This window comes from Micromonospora sp. NPDC057141 (genome assembly GCF_042670805.1).
In the GTDB taxonomy this organism is placed as follows: domain Bacteria; phylum Actinomycetota; class Actinomycetes; order Mycobacteriales; family Micromonosporaceae; genus Micromonospora.
This window is the reverse complement of sequence record NZ_JBHUVA010000008.1, coordinates 50,731-71,667: the sequence shown is the minus strand read 5'-3', so window position 1 is coordinate 71,667 and position 20,937 is coordinate 50,731. Positions and strand designations below refer to the sequence as shown.

Here is a 20,937-nt window from a genome sequence, read left to right as displayed (position 1 = left end):
GGCACGCCATGGCCGCACCGGGTCGCTCCGCCGTACGGCGGGTCGGGCAGGTATTCACCGGGTTCGGCGCGCTGGTCGTGCTGATCGCCGTGCTGGTCGGGGGGCCGGTGGCGCTGATCGCGTTCGCCGGGAACCCGCTGCCCGACCATGTGCCCGCCCTCGCCGAGATCGGCGAGACGCTGACCAGCCGGGACGACGGTCAGCTCTTCCTGCGGGCGCTGGCCCTGGTCGGCTGGTTCGGCTGGGCCACCTTCGCCTTCTCCGTGCTCGTGGAGCTGGGCGCGCAGTCGCTGCGCCGACCGGCACCCCGGCTGCCCGGGATCAGCCGGCAGCAGCGCGCCGCCGCAGCACTGGTCGGCTCGGTGGCCCTGATCATCGCGGCGAGCCCTGCCGCCGCCAGCGCGGCCACCGTGCTGTCCGGCCCGTACCCCGCCGCCGTCGCGGCCCCGGCGGCCCGCCCGGTCGCCGCAATGCCGGTGGTCGACGCCCGGGCCGCGACGCCGACGGCCGCCACCGCGGCCGGCCTGCCGCAGGAAGCGGAACCGGTGGTGTACCGGGTGGCCAAGGGCGACTACCTGGGCGAGGTCGCCGAACGCTACCTCGACGACTTCGACAGCTACCGGGACGTGGCGAAGCTGAACCGCCTGGGCGACCCGGACCGCATCCGCCCGGGGCAGCTGATCACGCTGCCCGACGGCATCCACGACGCCGGGGCCCGCCGGCACGCGACCGGAAAGCTGGTGGTCCGGCCCACGATGCCCGCCCCCGGCGGTACGGTCACCCCGCCCGCCGCCGACGCGCCGGCGGCACCGGGTGCGACGCAGCCGTCGCCCACGCCGCCCTCACCCACGTCGCCACGGGCCACCCGCCCCGCCCCCGGCCCCTCCGCCGCCCAGCCGCCGGCCGGTTCGTCGTCGGTCGATTCGTCGCATGGCACCCAGCAGGTCGCGCAGCCGCCCTCCGGGCCGCAGCCGGCGATGGCCGCCGGGGCATCCCGGGCGGGCGCGGGCGATCAGGTGAACCGGCCGCTCGCCGTCTCGGCGGTGCTCGCCGTCGCCAGCATCGTCGGGGCGCAGATCGGGGCCGTCCTCGGGCTGCGCCGCCGGCCGGCGATCGCCAGGGCCGCCAGTGGCGCGCGGGCCCTCGTCACCGGCCGGCACCGCCGGGACTGACCCGCAGCGCGCGAGCGCAGGGCCGGGCCGGGCGGGCGGGCGGTCGGTCGCCGGGACGGGACGGAGGTCCATGATCGACTCCATGTCGCCGACATGGGGGCATCCGGCGCCGGGGAAACCGCCATGTCGCCGACATGGCGGCGCGCCCCGGGCGGAGCCCGACGCGCCCCGGGGCCGGCGGCGTCGCCGGCCGAGGAAGGCCGAGGAAGGCCGAGGAAGGCCGAGGAAGGCCGAGGAAGGCCGAGGAAGGCCGAGGAAGGCCCGGCCTCAGGGCAGCCTCGCCTCCAGGACCCCGTCGACCGTCCGGGTCGGTAGGATCTGTTGGTCGTTCCCGGACGGCCCGTGCATGACCTCGCCCCCGTTGAGCCGGAACGCGCTCCCGTGCCACGGGCAGACGACGCAGGCGTGCCCGTCGATCTCGGTGACCTCGCCCTCGCCGAGCGGGCCGCTCTGGTGCGGGCAGCGCTCTAGCATCACCGTGACCTCGTCGCCGTGCCGGTAGAGGATCACCGAGACGTCGTCCACCTCGCGGGTGACCAGCTTCCGCTGGGGCAGGGTGGCCACGTCCGCCAGCGGGTGCCAGCCCTCGCCGATCCGGTGCAGCTCGGAGATGCTCTGGTTGACCTGCGCCCCCTGCTTGTACGCGAGGTGCCCGCCGAGGTACGCCCCCGCGCTCGCCGCGCTCAGCCCGAGGTACGCCAGGGCCCGCCCCGTGCCGTGCCTCCCGCGCAGCCGGGCCGCCAGCGAGCCTGCGTACAGGGTCAGACCGGCGGCATTGGCGGCGGCGTGCACCAGCCCGACGCGGCGCTGGTCCCGGGAGAGGGCCGCCCAGTCGTTCAGGCCGGCGATCGCCGCCGGGACGGCGCTGACGGTGCCCAGCCCGACCAGGGCGGTGGCCGCCCGGCGCTGGCCGGGCATCAGGTCGAGCACGGCGGCGCTGATCCAGGAGCCGACCGGCACCTGCACCAGCGCCGGGTGCAGCGGATGGCCGAGGAAGACGCCGTGCAGCAGGTCGCGGACCCGCTGCGGGCGCAGGGTGGCCTGGACGGCGCGCTGCAACCGGTCGCCGGCCCGGTCCAGGGTCGAGGCCTGTTCGATTCTCGCCAAGAGTGCCCGCATTCCGTCCGGCTTCCCGGCAGAAGCGGTCGCAAACCGGGCGGCGGTGACGAGCTTGTCCGGCGTACGCGTGGTGCACGCGTACGCCGGACGCGGGACGGCTCTACTGCCAGTTGCCGCTGCGGCAGATGAACTGCGTGGTGCCGCTGTACTGGGTCGTGCTGCCGTCGAAGTAGCTGTAGCTGGCCCGCACCGGGCGGCCGATGTTGCTGGCCGGGCAGGCGGCGAAGAGGGTCGCCCCCGCCGTCGTGAAGGTGCCGACGCTGCCGGAGTACCAGGTGATGCTCCAGGTCGTCGTGCCGGTGCTGCTGGCGTCGCAGTAGAACTGCGACGCGCCGGACTCGCAGAAGGGTGCCGGGGCGGCGGCGAGGGCCGGGGTGGCGACGGCGACCAGGCCCAGGGTGGCGAGGGCGGACGCGGCCAGGACCTTGACGGTGGTACGCATGGAACTCCTCTTTGCGTAGCGGACTGGTGACTCAGTGCGATCGCCAGCCTAACCGCCGCATCGACGTACCTGAATTGGCTGTTCGGTCGGTCAGCCACACCGGCTTCCCGATTCCCCCCGCGCACGCGGGGCACCTCGCATGATCGTGCCGCCGGCGATGCTAACCCGCGTCGCGCAGGGTCTGGCTGGGCGGCCGCCCGTAGGCCCGGCGGTACTCCGTGGCGAACCGGCCCAGGTGGACGAAGCCCCACCGGGCGGCGACGGCGGCCACGGTGAGGCCCACGCCGGGCTCGGCGGCCTGAAGCTCGGTGTGCACCCGCTCCAGGCGCACCCGCCGCAGGTAGCGCGTCGGGGTGGTGTCGAGGTATCGCCGGAAGGCCTGCTGGAGCGCCCGCGCGCCCAGCCCGGCCGCGACCGCCACATCGGTCACGGTCAGGGGTTGGCCCGCGTACTCCTCGATGTAGGCGACCGCGCGACGGACCGCGGCCGGCGCGACGGCACCGGCGCCGCGCGACGGCGCCCCGGTCATCGTCGTGTTGGGGAACGTGGCCAGCGCGACGGCCACCAGCAGGCCCGTCGCCTCCGCCTGCACCAGGGCGCTCGCTCCGAACGCGGTGTCCGGCAGCACCACCCGGGTGAGATAACGCGTGGTGTTGCGCCAGAGCTCCGCGGCGGACGGGGACACCGGCGACAGTCCCTGGAACCGCAGGTCGACCGGGGCGAGGCCGCACCGCTCCTGCGCCACCCGCCGCACGTCGGCGAGGGGCAGTTCCACGGCGACGACCTCCATGTCCCGGTGCAGGATCGCCCTGGTCCGCCGGGGCGGCACCAGCAGCAGGTCACCCGCGCCGGCCATCACCTCCCCGGCCCCGGCGTCGACCCCCCAGCCGCCGGAGAGCACCTCCACCACCCCGACGACGTCCCGGGTGAACACCTCGTTGTCCGCGTTCATCGGGTACCGCACCCGGGCGAGGCTGGCCGAGCCGAACCGCGCGTGGGTGGCGTGGAAGGCGAACTCCCCACGGCGGTCGGATGCGCGGAGGCGGTGGTCCGGGTAGGCGGCCAGCAGCCAGCGGTGCGCCTCGTCCGGGTCGTTCGTGACGAGCCGCGACCAGGGCCCCGGCGGGTCGGCGGGCACCTCGTCGCCGCGGTCGACGCGCTTCGTCGCGAGCGGTCCCGCCCCGGTACGTGCTGTCACGGCCTCTCCCGCATCGCCGCCGGGGACGCCGACCGGCGTCCCTCGCCTCACCTCGCTCGGGGCTCCCGGCGGCGCACGCCGCGCACCGCCCGGAGTCGCACCGCCACTTTCGGTGTCCCTTCAGCGCGCATTCTGGCCAACGACGGGAGCTGAGAGAAGTCGCCACGTGCCGGACTGTCCGCCACGCGAAGCCGATGTACGGAGTACGAACACCCGATGGCCGTCCAGACCAGGCCACGTCCGGACCGGGTCACGTCCGCTGGCGCGTCGGCGCCCGGGGAGGGCATGCTGGCCCGATGGGGGTACGGGTCGAACACGCCGCTGCGGTGACCACGGTGATCCTGGACCGGCCGGCGTCCCGCAACGCCGTCGACGGGCCCACCGCCCGGGCTCTGGCCGACGCGTTCCGCGCCTTCGAGGCCGACCCGGCGGCGGCGGTGGCCGTGCTGTGGGGGGCCGGCGGCACGTTCTGCGCGGGCGCGGACCTCAAGGCGATCGGCACGCCGAGCGGAAACCGGGTCGAGCCGGACGGCGACGGCCCGATGGGCCCGACGCGGCTGCGGCTGGCCAAGCCGGTGATCGCGGCGATCTCCGGGTACGCCGTGGCCGGAGGGCTGGAGCTGGCGCTCTGGTGCGACCTGCGGATCGCCGAGTCCGACGCGGTGCTCGGGGTGTTCTGCCGGCGCTGGGGCGTGCCACTGGTCGACGGCGGCACGGTCCGGCTGCCGAGGCTGATCGGCGAGAGCCGGGCGATGGACCTGATCCTCACGGGCCGGCCGGTGCCGGCCGAGGAGGCGTACGCGATGGGGCTGGTGAACCGGCTGGTCGCGCCGGGCACGGCCCGCGCGGAGGCCGAGCGGCTGGCCGCCGAGGTCGCCCGGCACCCGCAGGCGTGCCTGCGCAACGACCGCGCGGCGGTCCTGGCCGGCGCGAACCTGCCCGAGCCGGACGCCCTCGCGGTGGAGCTGGCCTACGGCGCGGCGTCCCTCGCGGCCGACGCGGCGGCGGGGGCGGCCCGGTTCGCGGCCGGCGCGGGCCGCCACGGCACCCCCGCCTGACGGGTCGGTCGGCTACTTCAGTTCGCGCAGCGCGGTCTCGATGGCGCGGTGGAACGTCGGGTACGCGTAGATCATGTGCCGGAGCCGGCTCAGCGGGACCTCCGCGTGCACCGCCACCACCAGGCCCGACAGCACCTCTCCGCCGGCCGGGCCGACCGAGGTGGCCCCGACCAGCACCCCACGGTCGGCGTCGGCGACCAGCTTGACGAACCCGTCGCCCCGGTGGATCCAGCCCCGGGTGGACGAGTCGAGCCGGCTCACCCCGACCTGCACGTTGATGCCCCGCTCGCGGGCCTGCCGTTCGGTGAGCCCGACCGCGCCGACCTCGGGGTCGGTGAAGGTGACCCGGGGCAGCGCCCGGTAGTCGGCGTGCGGCACCCCGCCGGCGATCCCGGTGCCCTCCGTGCGCGCCGCGCCGCCGACCGCGCTGGCGGTGCCGCTCGCATCCGGGCCGGCCTGCGCCCGCCGGACGTGGTCGAGCACGTCGGCGACCACGATGGCCGCCTGGTACATGGCGATGTGGGTGAACGCGCCCTCCCCGGTCAGGTCGCCGACGGCCCAGATCCCGTCGGCGGCGCGCAGCCGGTCGTCCACGGCGAGGAACCGTTGGCCCGGGTCGACGCCGACGGTGTCGAGCCCCAGCTCGTCGAGGTGCGCCCGGCGGCCGGTGACCACCAGCAGCCGCTCGGCGGTGAACTCGGCGCCGCCCGCCGCGCGCAGCGTGAACGCCCGCCCGTCGTGGTCGACCCGCTCCGCCCGTACGTCGGTGGCGATCCGCACCCCGTCGGCGCGCAGGGCGGCGGCGGCCACCTCGGAGGACTCGGGCTCCTCGACGGCGAGCACCCGGCCCGACGCCTCCAACACGGTCACCTCGACGCCGAACCGGGCGAAGACCTGGGCCAGCTCCAGCCCGATCGCGCCGCCGCCGAGCACCAGCAGGCTCCCCGGCAGCTCCTCGACCTCGATGGCCTGCCGGTTCGTCCAGTACGGCGTGTCGGCCAGCCCGGGCAGCGGCGGCACGAAGGGCCGGGTGCCGGTGCCGAGCACGATGCCGTGCCGGGCCTGGAAGACCCGGTCACCGACGCGCACCCGGCCGGGTCCGGCGAGCGACCCGCTGCCCCGCACGAACCGGCCGCCCTTGCCGGTGAACCGCTCCACCGCGACCCGGTCGTCCCAGGTGTCGGTGGCCTCCTCGCGGATCCGCTTCGCCACCGGGGCCCAGTCGGGGCGGACCTCGGCCTCGCCGGCGAACTCGTTGACCCGCCGGGCCTCGGCGACGGCGTTCGCCGCCCGGATCATCATCTTGCTCGGGATGCACCCCCAGTACGGGCACTCGCCGCCGACCAGCCTCCGCTCGATCCCGACGACGCTCAGGCCGGCCTCGGCGAGCCGACCGGCCACCTCCTCGCCGCCGACCCCGAGCCCGAGCACGACCACGTCCACCAGTTCCGGTTCCGCCATCGGACCAGCATTCCGCACCCGGGGACCGCCGGCCACCGCGCCTCCCGGAATTCCCGCGCCTCCAGGCCGCCGGGCCCCTACCGTGACCGGATGCGCGCACGCTTCGCCCCCGTCCGGGACTGCTTCCACGACCTGTTCGCCGCCGGCCGGGAAACCGGGGCCGGCCTCGCCATCTGGTACGGCGGCGCACCGGTCGTCGACCTCGTCGCCGGCTCCCGCGCCGCCGTCCCGCCCGGCACGGCGGTCCCCGCGACGGGGGCCTTCGACCCGTGGCGGCCGGACACGCTGGTCGACGTCTACTCGGTGGGCAAGCCGGTGGCCGCGCTCTGCCTGCTCCTGCTCGTCGACCGGGGGCGGCTCGACCTCGACGACCTGGTTGCCGACCACTGGCCGGGGTTCCGCGCGCCGGCCACGGTCCGCCAGGTGCTCAGCCACACGGCCGGGCTGCCGGCGTTCCCGGTGCCCCGGCCGGCCGACGCGGTCGCGGACTGGGACCTGCTCTGCGCCGACCTGGCCGCCGCCGAGCCGCAGTGGACGCCGGGGACCGTCGCGGGCGAGCACGCCTGGACGTACGGGCACCTGGTGGGCGAGCTGGTGCGGCGGGTGGACGGGCGGCCGGTGGGCCGGTTCCTGGCCGAGGAGATCGCCGGCCCGTGGCGGCTCGACCTGGGCCTCGGGCTCGGTGCGGCCGACCAGCGGCGGTGCGCCGACCTGTCGTACGCCGATCCGGGCTGGCCGGTCCGCACGCTCGGCGAGCCGGGGTCGCTGCGGGCAGCGGCGCTGGGCAACCCGGCGGGCGGCCTGGACGTGGCGGTGCTGAACGGTGCCCTGTGGCGGGGCGCGCAGGTGCCGGCGGTGAACCTGCACGCCACGGCCGCCGGGCTGGCCCGCTGCTACGCCGGCCTACTCGCCGGGGGCACCCTGGACGGGGTGCGGCTGCTGCGCCCGGAGCTGGTCGCCGAGGCGACCCGGGCCCAGTACGACGGCCCGGACCTGGTGCTGGACCGCCGGGCGTGCTGGACGCTGGGCATGCAGCGGGAGCCGGACGGCAGCTGGGGCATGGGCGGGATCGGCGGCAGCAGCGCCTGGGCCGACCCGCAGCGGGGCTACGTCTTCGCGTACGCGACCGCGCGGCTGGCCGACCACGACCGCGTCGACGAGTTGGTCGAGGCCCTGCACTCCTGCCTCTGAGCACGCCACCGATCAGCATCCGCCAGGCCCACCCTGGCAAGGTGTGGTTACCGGCCCTGGCAGGCCGAATACTTCATGACGTGAACGCGAAACGACAGCTCGGCGAGTTCCTGCAGACCCGCCGTTCACAGCTGAGGCCGGAGGACGTGGGCCTGACCACCTACGCCGGTCGGCGGCGGGTGACCGGGCTCCGCCGGGAGGAGTTGGCGCTGCTCGCCGGGGTCAGCTCCTCCTACTATTCGAGGCTCGAACAGGGGCAGTCTTCGAATGCCTCCACGGAGGTCCTGGACGCCATCGCCGCGGCTTTGCGGCTCGACGAGGCGGAGCGCCGGCACCTGCACGTTCTGGCCACCGGAACCCGTCGCCGCAGCAGCGGCCGGCGGACGGCGCCGGAGCGGGTCACCCCAGCGGTGCGCCAGCTCATGGCGGCGATGGGTGACGTTCCCGTGCTGGTGCTGGGGCGGCGTAGCGACGTGCTGGCCTGGAATCGTGCGGGAAACGCCTTGTTCGCCGGTCACGTCGATTTCACGACTCCGCAACTGCCGGAGAGCCGGCCGAACATGGCCCGTCTGGTGTTCCTCGACCCGCACACCCGCGAGCTCTACGTCGACTGGCCGGAGAAGGCCCGCGCCGTGGTCGGCACCCTACGCCTGGCGTCCGGGCAGCATCCCGATGATCCGGCCCTGGCCGCGCTGATCGGTGAGCTGTCGGTCAAGAGCCCGGAATTCAGTCGCATGTGGGCCGATCACCGCGTGAAGTCCGGCGGCGAGCCGGTGTACGAGATGCGGCATCCGCTGGTCGGCACGATGAGCGTCACCCAGCAGAGCCTTCGTACCGAGCAGGGCCAGAACGTCGTTGTCGCCACCACGGAGCTCGGTTCACCGTCACACGCGGCCATGACGCTCCTGATGCACGGCACCGCAACCGCCCGGACAGCACCTGCTGATCAGGCGACGACCGTCGACGCGGCGGCCGGTAAGTAGCTCACGTCGACCATTCCGTCGTCGATCCACGCCGAACAGGCGCATCGCGACGGTCAGGCGTCCACCGCCATTCATCGCGTCCCCAGAGAAGGCGTGACGGTTCCGTGCGCCCAAAAGATGCCGCTGGCACCCAGGGAAAGAGGAAAGACATGCGTAAGAGGATGATCACTGCCCCCATCGCTGCCGCTGTCGCCGGATTGGTCGCGGTGACGGTGTGGAACACCGGCACGGGTTCGGCTGCCGTTTCCGGGCCGCCCGCCGTCGAGGTGCCGGCCGCGTCCGTACGGGATCAGTCGGCCACGCCGGCGGCGCTCCGTTCGCGGATCGCCCTGCACTTCGACCTGGCCAGGGGGCAGACGCCGGAGAACATCGCGTTGGCGCCGGACGGCACGGCGTACGTCACCTTCGCCGGTGCCCGCCAGGTCGCGTCGATCGACCGGGACGGGGGAATCCGCACCCTGGCGACCCTGGCCGTTCCCGCCGACGGCGGCGTCAACACGCCAGTGCTCAAGTTCGCCCTGACCACGGGCATCGTGCGGCACCGGGACGGCACGCTGTACTTCCTGTACGCCAGCGGCGATGCCGCCTCCACCGGCCTGTACCGGCTCAGGAGCGGCGGAACCCCGCGGCGCATCGCCTCGCTGCCGGCAGCCGGCCTGCCCAACGGCCTGGCCTTCGACGAGGACAGCGGGACCTTCTACATCACCGACTCGGTGCTCGGCACCATCTCCACCGTGCGGCAGGCCGGCGGGCGAGTGACCGTGTGGTCCTCCGCGCCTGAGCTCGCCGCGACCGGGTTCCTGGGCGTCAACGGCATCAAGTTCCGCAACGGCGCGGTGTGGGCCACCAACCTGGACCAGGGAACTCTCCTGCGGATCCCGGTGGACCACGGTAGGCCGGCGAAGGTCGAGGTCCGGGCCTGCGGCCTGACCGGCATCGACGACTTCAGCTTCGCCGGCAACGGCACCGACCACGTGATCGCCGCCCTCGTCGGCCGGAACACCGTTGCCGGCATCGACGGAGCCGGCCGGTCGACGACCCTGCTGACCGCCGCCGACGGCCTGCAGAGCCCGACGTCGGTCGCCGTACACGGAAGGACCGTGTATGTGACCAGCGCGGCCTACCAGACCGCCACGGACCCGAACCTGATCCTCGCGACCCTGCCGCGCCGCTGACCACACATCCGCCAGTAGCGAACGGCATGAAGCACGATCGCGGTACGCGTCATCGGCAGGCGTGCGCCAGGGCCGGGCCGGGCACCACGACGGGGGTGCCGGTCGGGGTGAGCAGGGCCCGCCCGGCCACCGCCATCCGCCGCCGCCGGGGCACGAGCGCCCGCCGGGTGAACACGTCGTAGTCCTGGGCGGCGACCTCGTCGAGGATGCCGCCGTAGAGGGCGTACGCGGTGCGCATGCACGCCTGGGAGGCGGGCGCGAGCAGGGTCACGCCCGGCGCGGCGGCCTCGTAGTGCGCCTGGGCGCGGCCCACCTCGTACTCGACGAGGTCGCGGATCCTCGGGGTGGCCCGGCCCCGGGCGGCGGCGGTGAGCAGGTCCTCGCGGGTGACGTCGAACTTGGCGAGGTCCTCGTCGGGCAGGTACGTCCGGCCGCGCGCCAGGTCCTCGGCGACGTCCCGGATGAAGTTGGTGAGCTGGAAGGCGAGGCCGAGCTGCCGGGCGGGCTCGCGGGCGGCGGCGGGGTCGGAGCTGCCGAGGATCGGCAGCATCATGGTGCCGATGACGGCGGCGGAGCCCTCCATGTAGTCGAGCAGGTCGTCGTAGGTGGGGTACGCGGTGACGGTCAGGTCCATCGCCATGCTGCGCAGGAACGACGCGAAGTCGGCCCGGTCCAGGTCGAAGACGGCGATGGTGTGCAGCACGGCGGGCAGCAGCGGGTCGTCGACCGGGGCCCCGCCCAGCCCGGCCAGGAAGCGACTCGACCAGTCGTCGAGCCGGGCGGCCCGGCCTGCGGGCGGCAGGTCCTCGGTGCGGTCGACGATTTCGTCGGCATACCGGGTGAAGCCGTACAAGGCGTGCACATGCCGCCGTTTCCAAGCGGGGAGCAGGCGGGTGGCGAGATAGTAGGTGCGGCCGTGACGTCTGTGCAGCTCGCGGCAGCGGTCATAGGCAGCGGTGAGGTCGACGTTCACCGGCCCTCCCTCGAAATCGACGCAGCAATCGACGCAACTCGTAACCCTAGGGTACGCTCGCCGACATGGCCAACGACGCAGTTGCGGGTGATGCGCTCCGCGTCGCGCCGGCACAGCCGGAAGCGACGGAGGATCCCGGGTTGGATGCTGCGGTCGGGGCGGCCACGGCGTCGGCGGTCCGCGGCGTACTGGTTGCGTTCACGAAGGACCTGGTCAGGGGAGTCGACGACACTCTCGCGACCTTCCTCGCCGCCGAGGTCGCCACGCTCACCGAGATCGACACGGCGATGGGCGAATTCGCCGCGACGGCGCGCGACTGCGTGCTGGCCGGCGGCAAACGGGTGCGGCCCACCTTCGCGTACTGGGGCTGGCGGGGCGTCGCCGGCGGGGCCGAGCCGCTGCCGGGGGTGCTGCCGGCGCTCGCGGCCCTGGAGCTGCTGCACACCTTCGCCCTCGTGCACGACGACGTGATGGACGCCTCCGACACCCGGCGCGGCCGACCCACGGCGCACCGGGCCGCCGCCGCCCGGCACGTCGCCGCCGGACACGCAGGCGACCCCGACCGGTTCGGCGAGGCGGTGGCCGTGCTCGTCGGCGACCTCTGCATGGTCTGGGCCGACCGGCTGCTCGCGCACGCCACCGTGCCGCCGGCCCGCCTGCTCGACGTCCGGCGCTGCTACGACCAGATGCGGGTCGAGGCGGTCGCCGGGCAGTACCTCGACGTCCTGGGAGAGAACGATGCGGCCAACTGGTCGCTGGACCGGGCCCTGCGGGTCGCCCGCTACAAGACCGCCAGCTACACCGTCCAGCGTCCGCTGCTGTTCGGCGCGGCCCTGGCCGACGCCGACGCCGACGCGCCGCTGACCGTCGCGTACAACCGCTACGGCCTGGCCGTCGGCGAGGCGTTCCAGCTCCGCGACGACCTGCTCGGCGTCTACGGCGACCCGGCGACCACCGGCAAGCCGGCCGGTGACGACCTGCGCACCGGCAAGCCGACCGCGCTGCTGATGATCGCCCGGCAGCTCGCCACCGCAGCCCAGCGCCGGGCGCTGGAGCGGGCCGGCGCGGTCACCGGCGCCCGCGAGGTGGCCCGGCTGGCCGAGCTGGTCGCCGACACCGGCGCGGTCGCCCGGGTCGAGCGAATGATCTCCGACCGGGTCGCCGAGGCGCTGGCCGCGCTCGACACCGCGTCGCTCGACGAGACCGCGCGCACCGCGCTGACGGGCCTCGCCACCACCGCCACCGCGCGGCGGGCATGATGGGCAACTTCGTGAGGGAGGTGGTCGCGTGCGCACCGTGACCGGACGTACGGACCGGGTGGTGGTCGTCGGCGCGGGACTCGGAGGGCTGGCCTGCGCCCTGCACCTGGCCGGCAGTGGGCGACAGGTGACCGTGCTCGAACGCGAGGCGGTGCCGGGCGGCCGGGCCGGCCGACTCGGCGTCGACGGGTACGAGTTCGACACCGGCCCTACCGTGCTCACCATGCCGGACCTGATCGCCGAGGCGCTCGGCGCGGTCGGCGAGGAGCTGCGCGACTGGGTCGAGCTGATGCCGCTGGACCCGGCGTATCGGGCGTACTACCCGGACGGCTCGACGCTGGACGTCATCACCGACACCACCCGGATGGCCGCTGAGATCGCCTCGGTCTGCGGGCCCCGGGAGGCCGACGGCTACCTGCGCTTCGTCGACTACGCGCGCGAGCTGTGGCGGCTGGAGCGGGCCGACTTCATCGAGCGCAACCTCGACGCCCCCACCGACCTGTTCACCGGCAACCTGCTGAAGTTGCTGGCGGGCGGCGCGTTCCGCCGGCTCCAGACGAAGATCGAGCAGTTCTTCCGCGACCCGCGTACCCAGCGGATCTTCTCCTTCCAGGCCATGTACGCCGGGCTCGCCCCGCACGACGCGCTGGCCATCTACGCGGTGATCGCGTACCTCGACTCGGTGGCCGGGGTCTACTTCCCGCGCGGCGGCATCCACGCGGTCTCCCGGGGGATGGCCGACGCGGCGGAGAAGCACGGCGTGCAGATCCGCTACGGCACCACGGTGGCCCGGGTGGAGACCGCGAACGGCCGGGCGACCGGGGTGGTCACCGCCGACGGCGAGTTCGTCGGCGCCGACGTGGTGGTGCTCAACCCGGACCTGCCGGTCGCCTACCGGGATCTGCTCCCGCCGACCCGGCGACGCCGGCTGACCTACTCGCCGTCGTGCGTGGTGCTGCACGTCGGCTCGCGGCAGGGCTATGAGAAGATCGCCCACCACAACATCCACTTCGGACGATCCTGGAAGGGCACGTTCGACGAGGTGATCCGGCGGGGGGAGCTGATGACCGACCCGTCGCTGCTGGTCACCAACCCCAGCCGCACCGACCCGTCGGTCGCCCCGGCCGGCGGGCACACCTACTACGTGCTCGCCCCCGTGCCGAACCTCGACCGGGCCCCGTTCGAGTGGCGTGGCGACCTCACCCGCCGGTACGCCGACCAGCTCGTCGGGACGCTCCAGGAGCGCGGGTACGTCGGCTTCGGCGCCGGCATCGAGGTGCTGCGCGCGGTCACCCCGGCCGAGTGGGCGGAGCAGGGAATGGCCGCCGGCACGCCGTTCGCATCCGCGCACAGCCTCTTCCAGACCGGCCCGTTCCGCCCGTCGAACCTGCACCGGACGCTCGACAACGTGGTGTTCGTCGGCTCCGGCACCCAGCCGGGCGTGGGCGTGCCCATGGTCCTGATCTCCGGCAAGCTGGCGGCGGCCCGAGTGACGGGAGGCAACCGGTGAGCGAGCGCGAGGAACACCTGGTCGAGCTGGTCGACGACAGCGGCCGCCCGCGCGGCGAGGCGACGGTGTCCGCCGCCCACCAGCCGCCCGGCCGGCTGCACCGGGCCTTCTCCGTGCTGCTGGTCGACCCGGACGGCCGGGTGCTGCTCCAGCGCCGGGCCGCCGTGAAGACCCGGTTCCCGCTGCGCTGGGCCAACTCCTGCTGCGGCCACCCCGCGCCGGGCGAGTCGCTGGTCACGGCCGCGAACCGCCGGCTGGGCGAGGAGCTGGGCGTCGGGCCCGTCGAGCTGACAGAAGCCGGCGTGTACGTCTACCACGCCGAGGACCCGGCCACCGGCCGCGTCGAGTTCGAGTACGACCACGTGCTGCGCGCCGATGTCCCGGCCGACCTGCCCGTGCGGCCGGCCCCGGACGAGGTGGCCGAGCTGCGCTGGGTCGACCCGACGGCGCTGGAGGCCGACCTCGACGTCGACCCCCGCGCGTACGCGCCCTGGCTGGGCGGGGTGGTGAACCGCCTGCTGCGCCCGTCCGCGCCGGCGGTCGCCGCCGACCCCGGCGCGGCCCCGGCCGATCCTCCGGCGGATGACGCGGCGGAGCGGTCGGGTGGGCGATGAGGCGCTGAGCGCGGGGGCCGTGGCGCGCCGGCTGGGTGTCGCGGTCACCACGCTGCGCACCTGGCACCAGCGGTACGGGCTGGGCCCCAGCCAGCACCTGCCAGGTCACCACCGGCGGTACACGCCGGCCGATCTCGCGCGCCTGGAGATCATGCGCAAGCTCACCGCCGAGGGGGTCACCCCGGCCGAGGCGGCCCGCTGGGCCCGGCAGGTGCCGACCGTGGCCCCGTCCGGCACCGTCGCCGACCGGGTCCGGCCGAACGGCGGGCGGGACGGTGGCGGGCAGACCATCCCGGTCGGCCGGGCCGGACCGGCGGCCCGGGGGCTGGCCCGGGCCGCGATGCGGCTGGACTCGGTGGCGATCGGGGAGACGATCGCGCACGCCCTGGCCGCCGACGGCGTCGTGGCCACCTGGGAGGGGCTGCTGCGCCCGGTGCTCGCCGGCATCGGCGAGCGGCACGCCGCCACGGCCGGCCTCATCGAGGTGGAGCACCTGGTGTCGCGGTGCGTGTCGGAGGCCTTCGCCACCGTCGCGCGGGCCGGTTCGGCCGCCGGCCCGGCCCGGATCCTGCTCTCCTGCGCCGACGAGGAACAGCACACCCTGCCGCTGGAGGCGCTCGCCGCCGCGCTGGCCGAGGCCGGCGTCGCGTACCGGATGCTCGGCGCCCGGGTGCCGGCGGTGGCCCTGGTCGAGGCGGTCAACCGCACCGGCCCGGCGGCCGTGGTGGTCTGGTCGCACACCCGGGCCACCGCCGACCCGGCCCAGCTCACCGTGCTGCTGGCCAGCCCGCGCCGGCCGCTGCTGGTGCTGGCCGCCGGCCCCGGCTGGCGGGCCGACTCGCTGCCGGCCGGCGTGGTCCGCCCGGTCGACCTGGCCGAGGCGCTCTCGCTCGCCCTGGCCGTGCGGGACTCGCTGAACCAGTCGACGGGGGGCTGACCGCCCTGCCGCCGTTCGCGTTTCGTCCACTACGGTCGAGTGGCCCACGGCCCCCGACCCCTCGGAGCGACGATGAGCACACGGAGAGCACTGGCGTTCGGCCTCTGCCTGGCGTTGTTCCTGGCCGGCTGCGGCGAGCGGACGGCCGACCGGCGTCCGGGAGCCGCCGCCTCCCCAGCGACACCGACCGCGCCCCCGGCGGAGTCGACGCCCAAGCCGACCGTCGCGCCCAAGCCGACCCGCGCCGCCCCGCCCCGGCTGCGCCCGCGCCCCACCACGCTCCCGGCCGGGCTGCGCCGGACCACGGGCGGCAAGGCCGTGGCGTTGACCTTCGACGACGGGCCCGACCCGACGTGGACGCCGAAGATCCTCGACCAGCTCCGGGCGGCCGGGGCGAAGGCCACCTTCTGCGTGGTCGGCACGCAGGTGCGCAAGCACCCGCAGCTGGTCGGCCGGATCGCCCGCGAGGGGCACCAGCTCTGCAACCACAGCTGGCGGCACGACATCGACCTCGGCCGGCGGCCGGTCGCCGAGATCCGCGCCGACCTGGTCCGCACCAACCGCGCCATCCGGGCGGCGGCACCCGACGCCAAGGTGACCCTCTACCGCCAGCCCGGCGGGCGGTGGACCCCCGAGGTGGTGACGGTGGCGAAGCAGCTCGGCATGCGGTCGCTGCACTGGACCGTCGACCCGCAGGACTGGGCGAAGCCCACCGCCCCGACGATCAGGAAGCGGGTCACGGGCGCGACGAAACCGGGCTCGATCGTGCTGATGCACGACGGGGGCGGGAACCGGGCCGCCACGGTCGCCGCCTGCGCCCACCTCATCGGCGACCTGAAGCGGCGCTACGGGCTCACCCGGCTGGGCTAGACCGCCCGTGACCTGCGGGTTTGCTGCTGGATGCGCCCCCGGCCATACCGATTTGTTTCGTGGGCCGGGCGTCACGTATGCTTTCCAAGCCTCCGGCGGGGCCGGATGGGAGCAAGTCCGCTAGAAGTTGCGAGTGTGCAATGATGGCGGGGCCGCCCTCATCGTCTAGCGGCCCAGGACGCCGCCCTTTCAAGGCGGTAGCACGGGTTCGAATCCCGTTGGGGGCACGACCGGCGCAAGCCGGAGAGCAACACCAGTAACACCAGCCAGGTCCTGTGGAGCAGTTGGAGTGCTCGCCGCCCTGTCAAGGCGGAGGTCGCGGGTTCAAGTCCCGTCAGGACCGCAAGCGCTGACGCCGCGCGTAAGATGCGCGGCGTTCTGCGTATCGGAGCAGGTGCCCTGTCGGCGGCGATCCCGCCCCTTGGGTACGATGTGCCGAGCAGCACGGCCAGGTAGCTCAGTTGGTACGAGCGTCCGACTGAAAATCGGAAGGTCGGCGGTTCGACCCCGCCCCTGGCCACATAGCCTTTCGCCGGGCTACAGAGGTCCCCACCAGCGGAAACGCAGGTGGGGATCTTGCTTTTGGCGCTTCGCCGCACGGATCGCCGTTGGCCGCACCGGTTCGAGGCCGAGTTCGCCGGCCACCGCTCCTCCCCGACGGTGCCGACCAGCGGAGTCATGACGAGCAGGAACCAGTAACCCCCTTGGCGGCTGCCTCGTTCAACAGATCGGCGAGCCCTGGGAGATCCGACTAGCAAGATCCGGCAGGAGCCGGCCAGACAGCTTGGAACCAGGGCATACCACCATCTATCGTGCCCCCATGACCCCGAAGCGTCACCCCGACTCAGCGGTGCGTGCCGTCCTGAAGGACGCGGAGCAACTCGGCTGGCGCTTCGAGCCCGCCACGGGTGGGCGAGCGCACATCTTCGGCAAGCTCCTGTGCCCGGGTGGCCTCTGTCAGCCGGTCTGGGTACTCAGCACGCCCCGGGGCGACTCGCAGGGCAAGATCCTTCGACGCAACATGGCGCGCTGTCCGCACAACGACAACCAAGAGTGAAAAACGCGTCTAGCTTGGTGTGTGTACTCAGCTGAGTGCAGTCCGGTACCGTAGGCCCATGCGAAGGAAGCGGTGGTAACGATGATTCGGACATCCCGCGACCGGACATACATGTTCACGCTAGCCGTAGACGGGGTTGACCTCGCAGACGAGGACGTCGTGGAGGCACTTGTCTCCGGCGAGATCGAGGTATATCCGGCCGTCGTAGCCGGAAAGGCGACCTTGACATACCGGCTGTCCGCCGAGAGCAGCTACGACGCCGTGATCGACGCCGTGACACATGCGCATTCGCTGCTCCCCCGGGTGAGGGTGTGTCGGGTAGAGGTGGACCTCGTCTCCGTCAGCGACATAGCTGGCCGCTTGGGTCGGCCCCGCGAGTCGGTGCGTGCCTGGGTAGTGGGCTCGCGTGGACCGAAGGACTTTCCTACGCCGTTGACCGTCATCGGCGACGGCGTGCGAGTCTGGGACTGGCCCAGCGTGAACCAATGGCTCAAGCGCGAGGGAATAGCGGGGCACGACGAGGAACACCTCCTCTCACGCGAGGAGATCGACGAGTTGAACGTGATGCTGGTTCGACGCTTTTCTGGGTTGCGTGACAGCGCCTTCCGCTCGGACCGGCTGGTCTCGCGATCCGCGACGCTGACCGTAAGCAGGACCAAGGTCGCGTCCCCCAGTGTCACGTACACGTCTTCCTCGTCATTCTTCACCAGGGCATAGGCAACGATGAGCGAAACTCGGTCCGACGAAGAACTGCTCGAACAGGCTGACGCGCTGATTCGGCAGCTAAAGCTGGTCAGCGTCACCTTCGACCGAGCCGCTGGTGAGATCAGAAACCGGTCGGCGCTTGACATTCCGAACGGCCAGGACGTACCTACGCACATAACCCTGATGTTGGCGCATCGCTTCGACGAAGAAGGTCTCACCTTCAAGCACGACGCCAAGGTTGCCATTGGTGGCAGCGACGAGGGCGCGGATGATGCGGCCGCAATCGTAGAGGCTTCCATAGTTGTTCAGTTCAAGGCCGAATCCCCTCTCGTGCCCGACCATGAGCGGGCGCTGGCCTTGGGACAGACCCACAGCCACCGAGTCATGTACCCCTACCTCCGAGAGCTGGTACAGAGCATGCTTGCCCGGTTGGGGGTTTCGGGCGCAACCCTGGGCCTGTTCAAAGCCGTGGGATAGCTTCGCGGATTCAACGTGGAGTGGTTCGGGATGGGAGGGCCGATGACTTTGGACCCGCACGTTCAGGCACTCCACGACGCGCTGCGCAGCGAGCACGAGGGATGGATCGCAGAGGTCCAGCGCTGGGCGGACGAAGCCGCCGCCGCCGGTGACCACGAGCGCCAGCGCCGTCACCTCGCCCACGTCGAGCGACTCCGGGCGATGCCCTACCCCTGGGAGTCCGCGCAGGCAGCGTGAGCGGCTGCGGCGCATGGCAGCGGGGCGTTGCCGCACGACCACTCGGCGCGACTGTCCGACATCCGGGCGCAACGGGTCCGCAAGCCGGCGCTTTGCAAGCTGCACTCCAGAGCACCAGCCGGTATGGTCCGGGCCTATGGGACAGGAGATCGACGGTCCGACAGCCGTCCGGCAGGACGTCGCACAATACTCGCTCCGCAGCAGCCTCCTCGTTCCCGCCTCCGCCGCACGGGCCTTCGCCGTCTTCACCGGGGCCCTCACCGACTGGTGGGTGCCGGAATACACCTGGTCCGGGCCGGCCGCGTTGGCCGAGCTGGGCATCGAGCCGCACGTCGGCGGCATGCTCTACGAGGTCGGCCCGCACGGATTCCGCGCCGATTGGGGTCGGGTGCTCACCTGGGATCCACCCCACCGCCTGGTTTTCGTCTGGCAGATCGGGCCGGACCGGGTCCCGGTCCCCGACCCGGCGCTGGCCAGCGAGGTGGAGGTGCTGTTCCTCCCCGAGGGCCCGAAGCGGACCCGGGTGGAGGTCGAGCACCGGCACTTCGACCGGCACGGCACGGCCGCCGAGGGATACCGGGAGGCGCTCACGGCCGGCTGGCACGAGTTGCTCTCCCGCTACCTGTCCTGCGTCCTGCACCCCCACGACAGCTGACAGTCAGCGGGTGAGGCCCCGGGCTGGCCGGACTGCGGGGGTCACCCCTCGACCGCCCAGGTCCGCACGGCGGCCCGCCGCCGCGCCCGAGCCGAAGCCGGTGCCGGCGAGCCGCCTCGACGCGGCCGTGCGCAGCCGGGGATAGACCTCGGTGACCCGACGCTGGACCCGGTCCGAGCGGTCGGCGAGCACCAGCGCGACAGAGGGCCCGCCCGAGTCGGCGACCGCGTCGGCCTCCGCCGTCGCCAGCCGCGCGCCGACCACCTGGGCGAACCCGGCGATCCAGGACCGCCGGAACGCGGCCGGGTGCTCACCCGCCGGGACGCCGGCGGCGGCCAGCCCGTGCGCGGCCTGCACCAGCAGCGAGGTGAAGAGCAGGTCGACCCGTTCCAGGTCGCTGGCGAAGCCGAAGAGGTGCATCGCGAAGCCGTCGCCGTGCCGGCGGCGCACGCAGCGGCAGCGCAGCGGGTCGGCGACGGCGGCGAGCAGGCCGGACTTGTCCCGGGCGTACGGGGCGACGATCTCGACCACCCGGTCGCCGACCGGGTCGGTGGTCGGGTCGCGGGCCGCCAGCAGGGCCCGGTCCACGCCGTAGCGGGCGATCAGCTCGGTCGCCTTGGCGGTGAAGGCGGCCGACTCCTGCGGCGTGCAGGCCGGGTCCTCCGCCTTCGCCAGCAGCTTGCGCACCTTGGCGAGCATGGCCTGCGACATGCCACCAGAGCTATCACACCGGCCCTCGCCACGGCCGGTCCGACGCCGGGAAGATCGACCAGTATCATCTTCCCGGTCGGTCGGCCGTCCCACCCGGACGGTCAACAAACCCGTTGGAGGCACCCATGTCGTCCCCGGTCGTCCGCCTGCTGTCCACCTCGACGGCCGCGGCCGTGTCGGCGCTCGCCCTCGCCGCCCCCGCCGTCGCCGCCCCCGCCCAGCCGTTGCTCGCCGGCAACCTCGCCGGCACGTACGCCACCTGCTACGGCGGCGCGGTGCGCTCGTACTTCCAGACCGGAAGTTGGGGCGGCGAGGCCGGCACCTACCGGACCACCAGCCGCTGCGCGGACGTCAACGTCCGAAACGACAGCAGCTTCGGCACCCAGGCGTGCGTGGTCTTCGTCGACAAGACCAACAACTGCAACTACTGGACCTACCTCCCCGCGAAGTCGGGGTGGACGACGGTGGCCACCAACGTCCGCGACGGGGTGAACTTCCGGGTCCGCTTCCAGAACCTGCGCTACGAGTACGAGCCGCTGGTCGCGTACCACGCGTTCTGACCGGCGACGCCCGGCGCCCGGCCCCCGGGTCGGGTGTCGGGCGTCAGCCGGCCCGGCTGCGCAGGGTCGCCACCGTCGAGCCGGCCAGGGTGAGCAGGCAGTCCGGCAGCAGGCCGTCGGCGACCGCCGCGCCGAAGAGCGCCTCCCCCGTGTCGGCGTCGGCGTTGGCGTACGCGCTGACGAAGCGCGCCACCCAGCGGGTGTCGTAGCCGGCCTCGTCGATGCCGGGGAAGTCGAGCGCCGCGCCGCCGGGGGCGGGCACGTCCCCGACCATGGTGGCCGCGAGGCACCAGGCGACCCCGTACGCTCCGGCGAGGCCGGCCCGGTCGACCACCTTGTCGAAGGTGCCCACCACCGCGTCGCCGTCGCCGGCGAGGGCGGAGTGGAGCACGGCGGTCGCGTCGTCCAGCGTCTGCTGCGGTACGTCCGTCACCCGCCGAACTGTACGTCGGGTGGTCAAGCGGTGACCACCCGAGAGCGCGGACCCCGTGACCGTCCGTGCATCCCTGGGACTAGCTGGGGTTTGACCCGCCTCCACGGTCCCGCCGATCAGCCAGGCACGCTAATGTGCGC

The 20,937-nt window shown here is 73.6% G+C and carries 23 protein-coding genes and 3 tRNA genes; 19 read left to right on the top strand and 7 right to left on the bottom strand.

Annotated elements, in window-relative coordinates:
- Positions 1 to 8 precede the first annotated feature (8 nt).
- Entirely contained in the window at positions 9 to 1,172 is a 1,164-nt protein-coding gene (locus ACFT41_RS08015; RefSeq protein ID WP_377583350.1) for a LysM peptidoglycan-binding domain-containing protein, read from the top strand.
- Between the two features lie 267 nt (positions 1,173 to 1,439).
- Here the strand turns inward: ACFT41_RS08015 and ACFT41_RS08010 are convergent, their stop codons facing one another.
- From ACFT41_RS08010 to ACFT41_RS08000, 3 genes are all read right to left on the bottom strand, one after another.
- Entirely contained in the window at positions 1,440 to 2,291 is an 852-nt protein-coding gene (locus ACFT41_RS08010; RefSeq protein WP_377583348.1) for a Rieske 2Fe-2S domain-containing protein, read from the bottom strand.
- A 100-nt stretch (positions 2,292 to 2,391) separates the two neighbouring features.
- The gene (locus ACFT41_RS08005) at positions 2,392 to 2,733 is read right to left on the bottom strand and encodes a hypothetical protein (protein ID WP_377583346.1); all 342 of its coding nucleotides are present in this window, start codon (positions 2,731 to 2,733) and stop codon (positions 2,392 to 2,394) included.
- Positions 2,734 to 2,893: 160 nt separating this feature from the next.
- A complete protein-coding gene (locus ACFT41_RS08000) occupies positions 2,894 to 3,931 on the bottom strand; it encodes an AraC family transcriptional regulator (RefSeq protein ID WP_377583344.1) in 1,038 nt (345 codons plus the stop codon).
- A gap of 296 nt (positions 3,932 to 4,227) precedes the next feature.
- On the opposite strand from ACFT41_RS08000, the gene ACFT41_RS07995 reads away from it, so the two are divergent.
- Positions 4,228 to 4,989 carry a crotonase/enoyl-CoA hydratase family protein gene (locus tag ACFT41_RS07995; protein WP_377583342.1) on the top strand — a complete coding sequence of 254 codons (762 nt, stop codon included), beginning with the start codon at positions 4,228 to 4,230 and terminating at the stop codon, positions 4,987 to 4,989.
- Between the two features lie 12 nt (positions 4,990 to 5,001).
- On the opposite strand, the gene ACFT41_RS07990 is transcribed toward ACFT41_RS07995, so the two are convergent.
- Positions 5,002 to 6,450, bottom strand: a complete 1,449-nt coding sequence (locus tag ACFT41_RS07990; RefSeq protein WP_377583340.1) for a dihydrolipoyl dehydrogenase family protein — start codon at positions 6,448 to 6,450, stop codon at positions 5,002 to 5,004.
- Between the two features lie 90 nt (positions 6,451 to 6,540).
- Here ACFT41_RS07990 and ACFT41_RS07985 point away from each other — a divergent pair, with 90 nt between their 5' ends.
- The 3 genes from ACFT41_RS07985 to ACFT41_RS07975 all read left to right on the top strand — a co-directional run bounded on the left by ACFT41_RS07985 (position 6,541) and on the right by ACFT41_RS07975 (position 9,799).
- Positions 6,541 to 7,641, top strand: coding sequence for a serine hydrolase domain-containing protein (locus ACFT41_RS07985; protein ID WP_377583338.1), 1,101 nt, complete (start codon positions 6,541 to 6,543; stop codon positions 7,639 to 7,641).
- A 41-nt stretch (positions 7,642 to 7,682) separates the two neighbouring features.
- Complete coding sequence (locus ACFT41_RS07980; protein ID WP_377583336.1) at positions 7,683 to 8,624, top strand: helix-turn-helix transcriptional regulator; 942 nt, start codon at positions 7,683 to 7,685, stop codon at positions 8,622 to 8,624.
- Between the two features lie 149 nt (positions 8,625 to 8,773).
- On the top strand, positions 8,774 to 9,799 hold the full coding sequence (locus tag ACFT41_RS07975) for an SMP-30/gluconolactonase/LRE family protein (RefSeq protein WP_377583334.1): 1,026 nt from the start codon (positions 8,774 to 8,776) through the stop codon (positions 9,797 to 9,799).
- 49 nt (positions 9,800 to 9,848) lie between these two features.
- Here the strand turns inward: ACFT41_RS07975 and ACFT41_RS07970 are convergent, their stop codons facing one another.
- Complete coding sequence (locus ACFT41_RS07970; RefSeq protein ID WP_377583332.1) at positions 9,849 to 10,772, bottom strand: phytoene/squalene synthase family protein; 924 nt, start codon at positions 10,770 to 10,772, stop codon at positions 9,849 to 9,851.
- Positions 10,773 to 10,837: 65 nt separating this feature from the next.
- Here ACFT41_RS07970 and ACFT41_RS07965 point away from each other — a divergent pair, with 65 nt between their 5' ends.
- From ACFT41_RS07965 to ACFT41_RS07905, 13 genes are all read left to right on the top strand, one after another.
- Positions 10,838 to 12,031: a polyprenyl synthetase family protein gene (locus ACFT41_RS07965; RefSeq protein WP_377583330.1), complete on the top strand. Its 1,194-nt coding sequence runs from the start codon at positions 10,838 to 10,840 to the stop codon at positions 12,029 to 12,031.
- Between the two features lie 28 nt (positions 12,032 to 12,059).
- The gene (gene crtI, locus ACFT41_RS07960; RefSeq protein ID WP_377583328.1) at positions 12,060 to 13,541 is read left to right on the top strand and encodes a phytoene desaturase family protein; all 1,482 of its coding nucleotides are present in this window, start codon (positions 12,060 to 12,062) and stop codon (positions 13,539 to 13,541) included.
- Positions 13,538 to 14,155, top strand: a complete 618-nt coding sequence (gene idi, locus ACFT41_RS07955) for an isopentenyl-diphosphate Delta-isomerase (RefSeq protein WP_377583326.1) — start codon at positions 13,538 to 13,540, stop codon at positions 14,153 to 14,155. Before crtI ends, idi begins: the two co-directional genes overlap by 4 nt.
- Complete coding sequence (locus ACFT41_RS07950; RefSeq protein WP_377583386.1) at positions 14,145 to 15,092, top strand: MerR family transcriptional regulator; 948 nt, start codon at positions 14,145 to 14,147, stop codon at positions 15,090 to 15,092. Before idi ends, ACFT41_RS07950 begins: the two co-directional genes overlap by 11 nt.
- A 72-nt stretch (positions 15,093 to 15,164) precedes the next feature.
- A complete protein-coding gene (locus ACFT41_RS07945; protein ID WP_377583324.1) occupies positions 15,165 to 15,962 on the top strand; it encodes a polysaccharide deacetylase family protein in 798 nt (265 codons plus the stop codon).
- A gap of 154 nt (positions 15,963 to 16,116) precedes the next feature.
- Positions 16,117 to 16,189 (top strand) — tRNA-Glu (locus ACFT41_RS07940).
- 42 nt (positions 16,190 to 16,231) lie between these two features.
- A tRNA-Asp gene (locus ACFT41_RS07935) sits at positions 16,232 to 16,305 on the top strand.
- Positions 16,306 to 16,408: 103 nt separating this feature from the next.
- Positions 16,409 to 16,482 (top strand) — tRNA-Phe (locus tag ACFT41_RS07930).
- Between the two features lie 300 nt (positions 16,483 to 16,782).
- Entirely contained in the window at positions 16,783 to 17,019 is a 237-nt protein-coding gene (locus ACFT41_RS07925; protein ID WP_377583322.1) for a hypothetical protein, read from the top strand.
- Between the two features lie 111 nt (positions 17,020 to 17,130).
- On the top strand, positions 17,131 to 17,736 hold the full coding sequence (locus ACFT41_RS07920) for a hypothetical protein (RefSeq protein WP_377583320.1): 606 nt from the start codon (positions 17,131 to 17,133) through the stop codon (positions 17,734 to 17,736).
- Positions 17,737 to 17,742: 6 nt separating this feature from the next.
- The gene (locus ACFT41_RS07915) at positions 17,743 to 18,201 is read left to right on the top strand and encodes a hypothetical protein (protein ID WP_377583318.1); all 459 of its coding nucleotides are present in this window, start codon (positions 17,743 to 17,745) and stop codon (positions 18,199 to 18,201) included.
- Between the two features lie 42 nt (positions 18,202 to 18,243).
- Complete coding sequence (locus ACFT41_RS07910) at positions 18,244 to 18,438, top strand: hypothetical protein (RefSeq protein ID WP_377583316.1); 195 nt, start codon at positions 18,244 to 18,246, stop codon at positions 18,436 to 18,438.
- 136 nt (positions 18,439 to 18,574) lie between these two features.
- The gene (locus ACFT41_RS07905; RefSeq protein ID WP_377583314.1) at positions 18,575 to 19,093 is read left to right on the top strand and encodes an SRPBCC family protein; all 519 of its coding nucleotides are present in this window, start codon (positions 18,575 to 18,577) and stop codon (positions 19,091 to 19,093) included.
- Between the two features lie 3 nt (positions 19,094 to 19,096).
- On the opposite strand, the gene ACFT41_RS07900 is transcribed toward ACFT41_RS07905, so the two are convergent.
- Complete coding sequence (locus ACFT41_RS07900) at positions 19,097 to 19,804, bottom strand: DUF2786 domain-containing protein (RefSeq protein ID WP_377583312.1); 708 nt, start codon at positions 19,802 to 19,804, stop codon at positions 19,097 to 19,099.
- Positions 19,805 to 19,929: 125 nt separating this feature from the next.
- On the opposite strand from ACFT41_RS07900, the gene ACFT41_RS07895 reads away from it, so the two are divergent.
- Positions 19,930 to 20,364, top strand: coding sequence for a hypothetical protein (locus ACFT41_RS07895; protein ID WP_377583310.1), 435 nt, complete (start codon positions 19,930 to 19,932; stop codon positions 20,362 to 20,364).
- 43 nt (positions 20,365 to 20,407) lie between these two features.
- Here the strand turns inward: ACFT41_RS07895 and ACFT41_RS07890 are convergent, their stop codons facing one another.
- Positions 20,408 to 20,797, bottom strand: a complete 390-nt coding sequence (locus tag ACFT41_RS07890; protein ID WP_043961233.1) for a hypothetical protein — start codon at positions 20,795 to 20,797, stop codon at positions 20,408 to 20,410.
- Positions 20,798 to 20,937 lie beyond the last annotated feature (140 nt).

What these genes read in the sequence shown, in the direction of transcription:
- ACFT41_RS08015 (WP_377583350.1), top strand. Translation starts at nt 9, where the DNA reads ATGGCCGCACCGGGTCGCTCCGCCGTACGGCGGGTCGGGCAGGTATTC.
- ACFT41_RS08010 (WP_377583348.1), bottom strand. Translation starts at nt 2,291, where the DNA reads ATGCGGGCACTCTTGGCGAGAATCGAACAGGCCTCGACCCTGGACCGG.
- ACFT41_RS08005 (WP_377583346.1), bottom strand. Translation starts at nt 2,733, where the DNA reads ATGCGTACCACCGTCAAGGTCCTGGCCGCGTCCGCCCTCGCCACCCTG.
- ACFT41_RS07995 (WP_377583342.1), top strand. Translation starts at nt 4,228, where the DNA reads ATGGGGGTACGGGTCGAACACGCCGCTGCGGTGACCACGGTGATCCTG.
- ACFT41_RS07990 (WP_377583340.1), bottom strand. Translation starts at nt 6,450, where the DNA reads ATGGCGGAACCGGAACTGGTGGACGTGGTCGTGCTCGGGCTCGGGGTC.
- ACFT41_RS07985 (WP_377583338.1), top strand. Translation starts at nt 6,541, where the DNA reads ATGCGCGCACGCTTCGCCCCCGTCCGGGACTGCTTCCACGACCTGTTC.
- ACFT41_RS07975 (WP_377583334.1), top strand. Translation starts at nt 8,774, where the DNA reads ATGCGTAAGAGGATGATCACTGCCCCCATCGCTGCCGCTGTCGCCGGA.
- ACFT41_RS07965 (WP_377583330.1), top strand. Translation starts at nt 10,838, where the DNA reads ATGGCCAACGACGCAGTTGCGGGTGATGCGCTCCGCGTCGCGCCGGCA.
- ACFT41_RS07945 (WP_377583324.1), top strand. Translation starts at nt 15,165, where the DNA reads ATGAGCACACGGAGAGCACTGGCGTTCGGCCTCTGCCTGGCGTTGTTC.
- ACFT41_RS07925 (WP_377583322.1), top strand. Translation starts at nt 16,783, where the DNA reads ATGACCCCGAAGCGTCACCCCGACTCAGCGGTGCGTGCCGTCCTGAAG.
- ACFT41_RS07920 (WP_377583320.1), top strand. Translation starts at nt 17,131, where the DNA reads ATGTTCACGCTAGCCGTAGACGGGGTTGACCTCGCAGACGAGGACGTC.
- ACFT41_RS07915 (WP_377583318.1), top strand. Translation starts at nt 17,743, where the DNA reads ATGAGCGAAACTCGGTCCGACGAAGAACTGCTCGAACAGGCTGACGCG.
- ACFT41_RS07910 (WP_377583316.1), top strand. Translation starts at nt 18,244, where the DNA reads ATGACTTTGGACCCGCACGTTCAGGCACTCCACGACGCGCTGCGCAGC.
- ACFT41_RS07905 (WP_377583314.1), top strand. Translation starts at nt 18,575, where the DNA reads ATGGGACAGGAGATCGACGGTCCGACAGCCGTCCGGCAGGACGTCGCA.
- ACFT41_RS07900 (WP_377583312.1), bottom strand. Translation starts at nt 19,804, where the DNA reads ATGTCGCAGGCCATGCTCGCCAAGGTGCGCAAGCTGCTGGCGAAGGCG.
- ACFT41_RS07895 (WP_377583310.1), top strand. Translation starts at nt 19,930, where the DNA reads ATGTCGTCCCCGGTCGTCCGCCTGCTGTCCACCTCGACGGCCGCGGCC.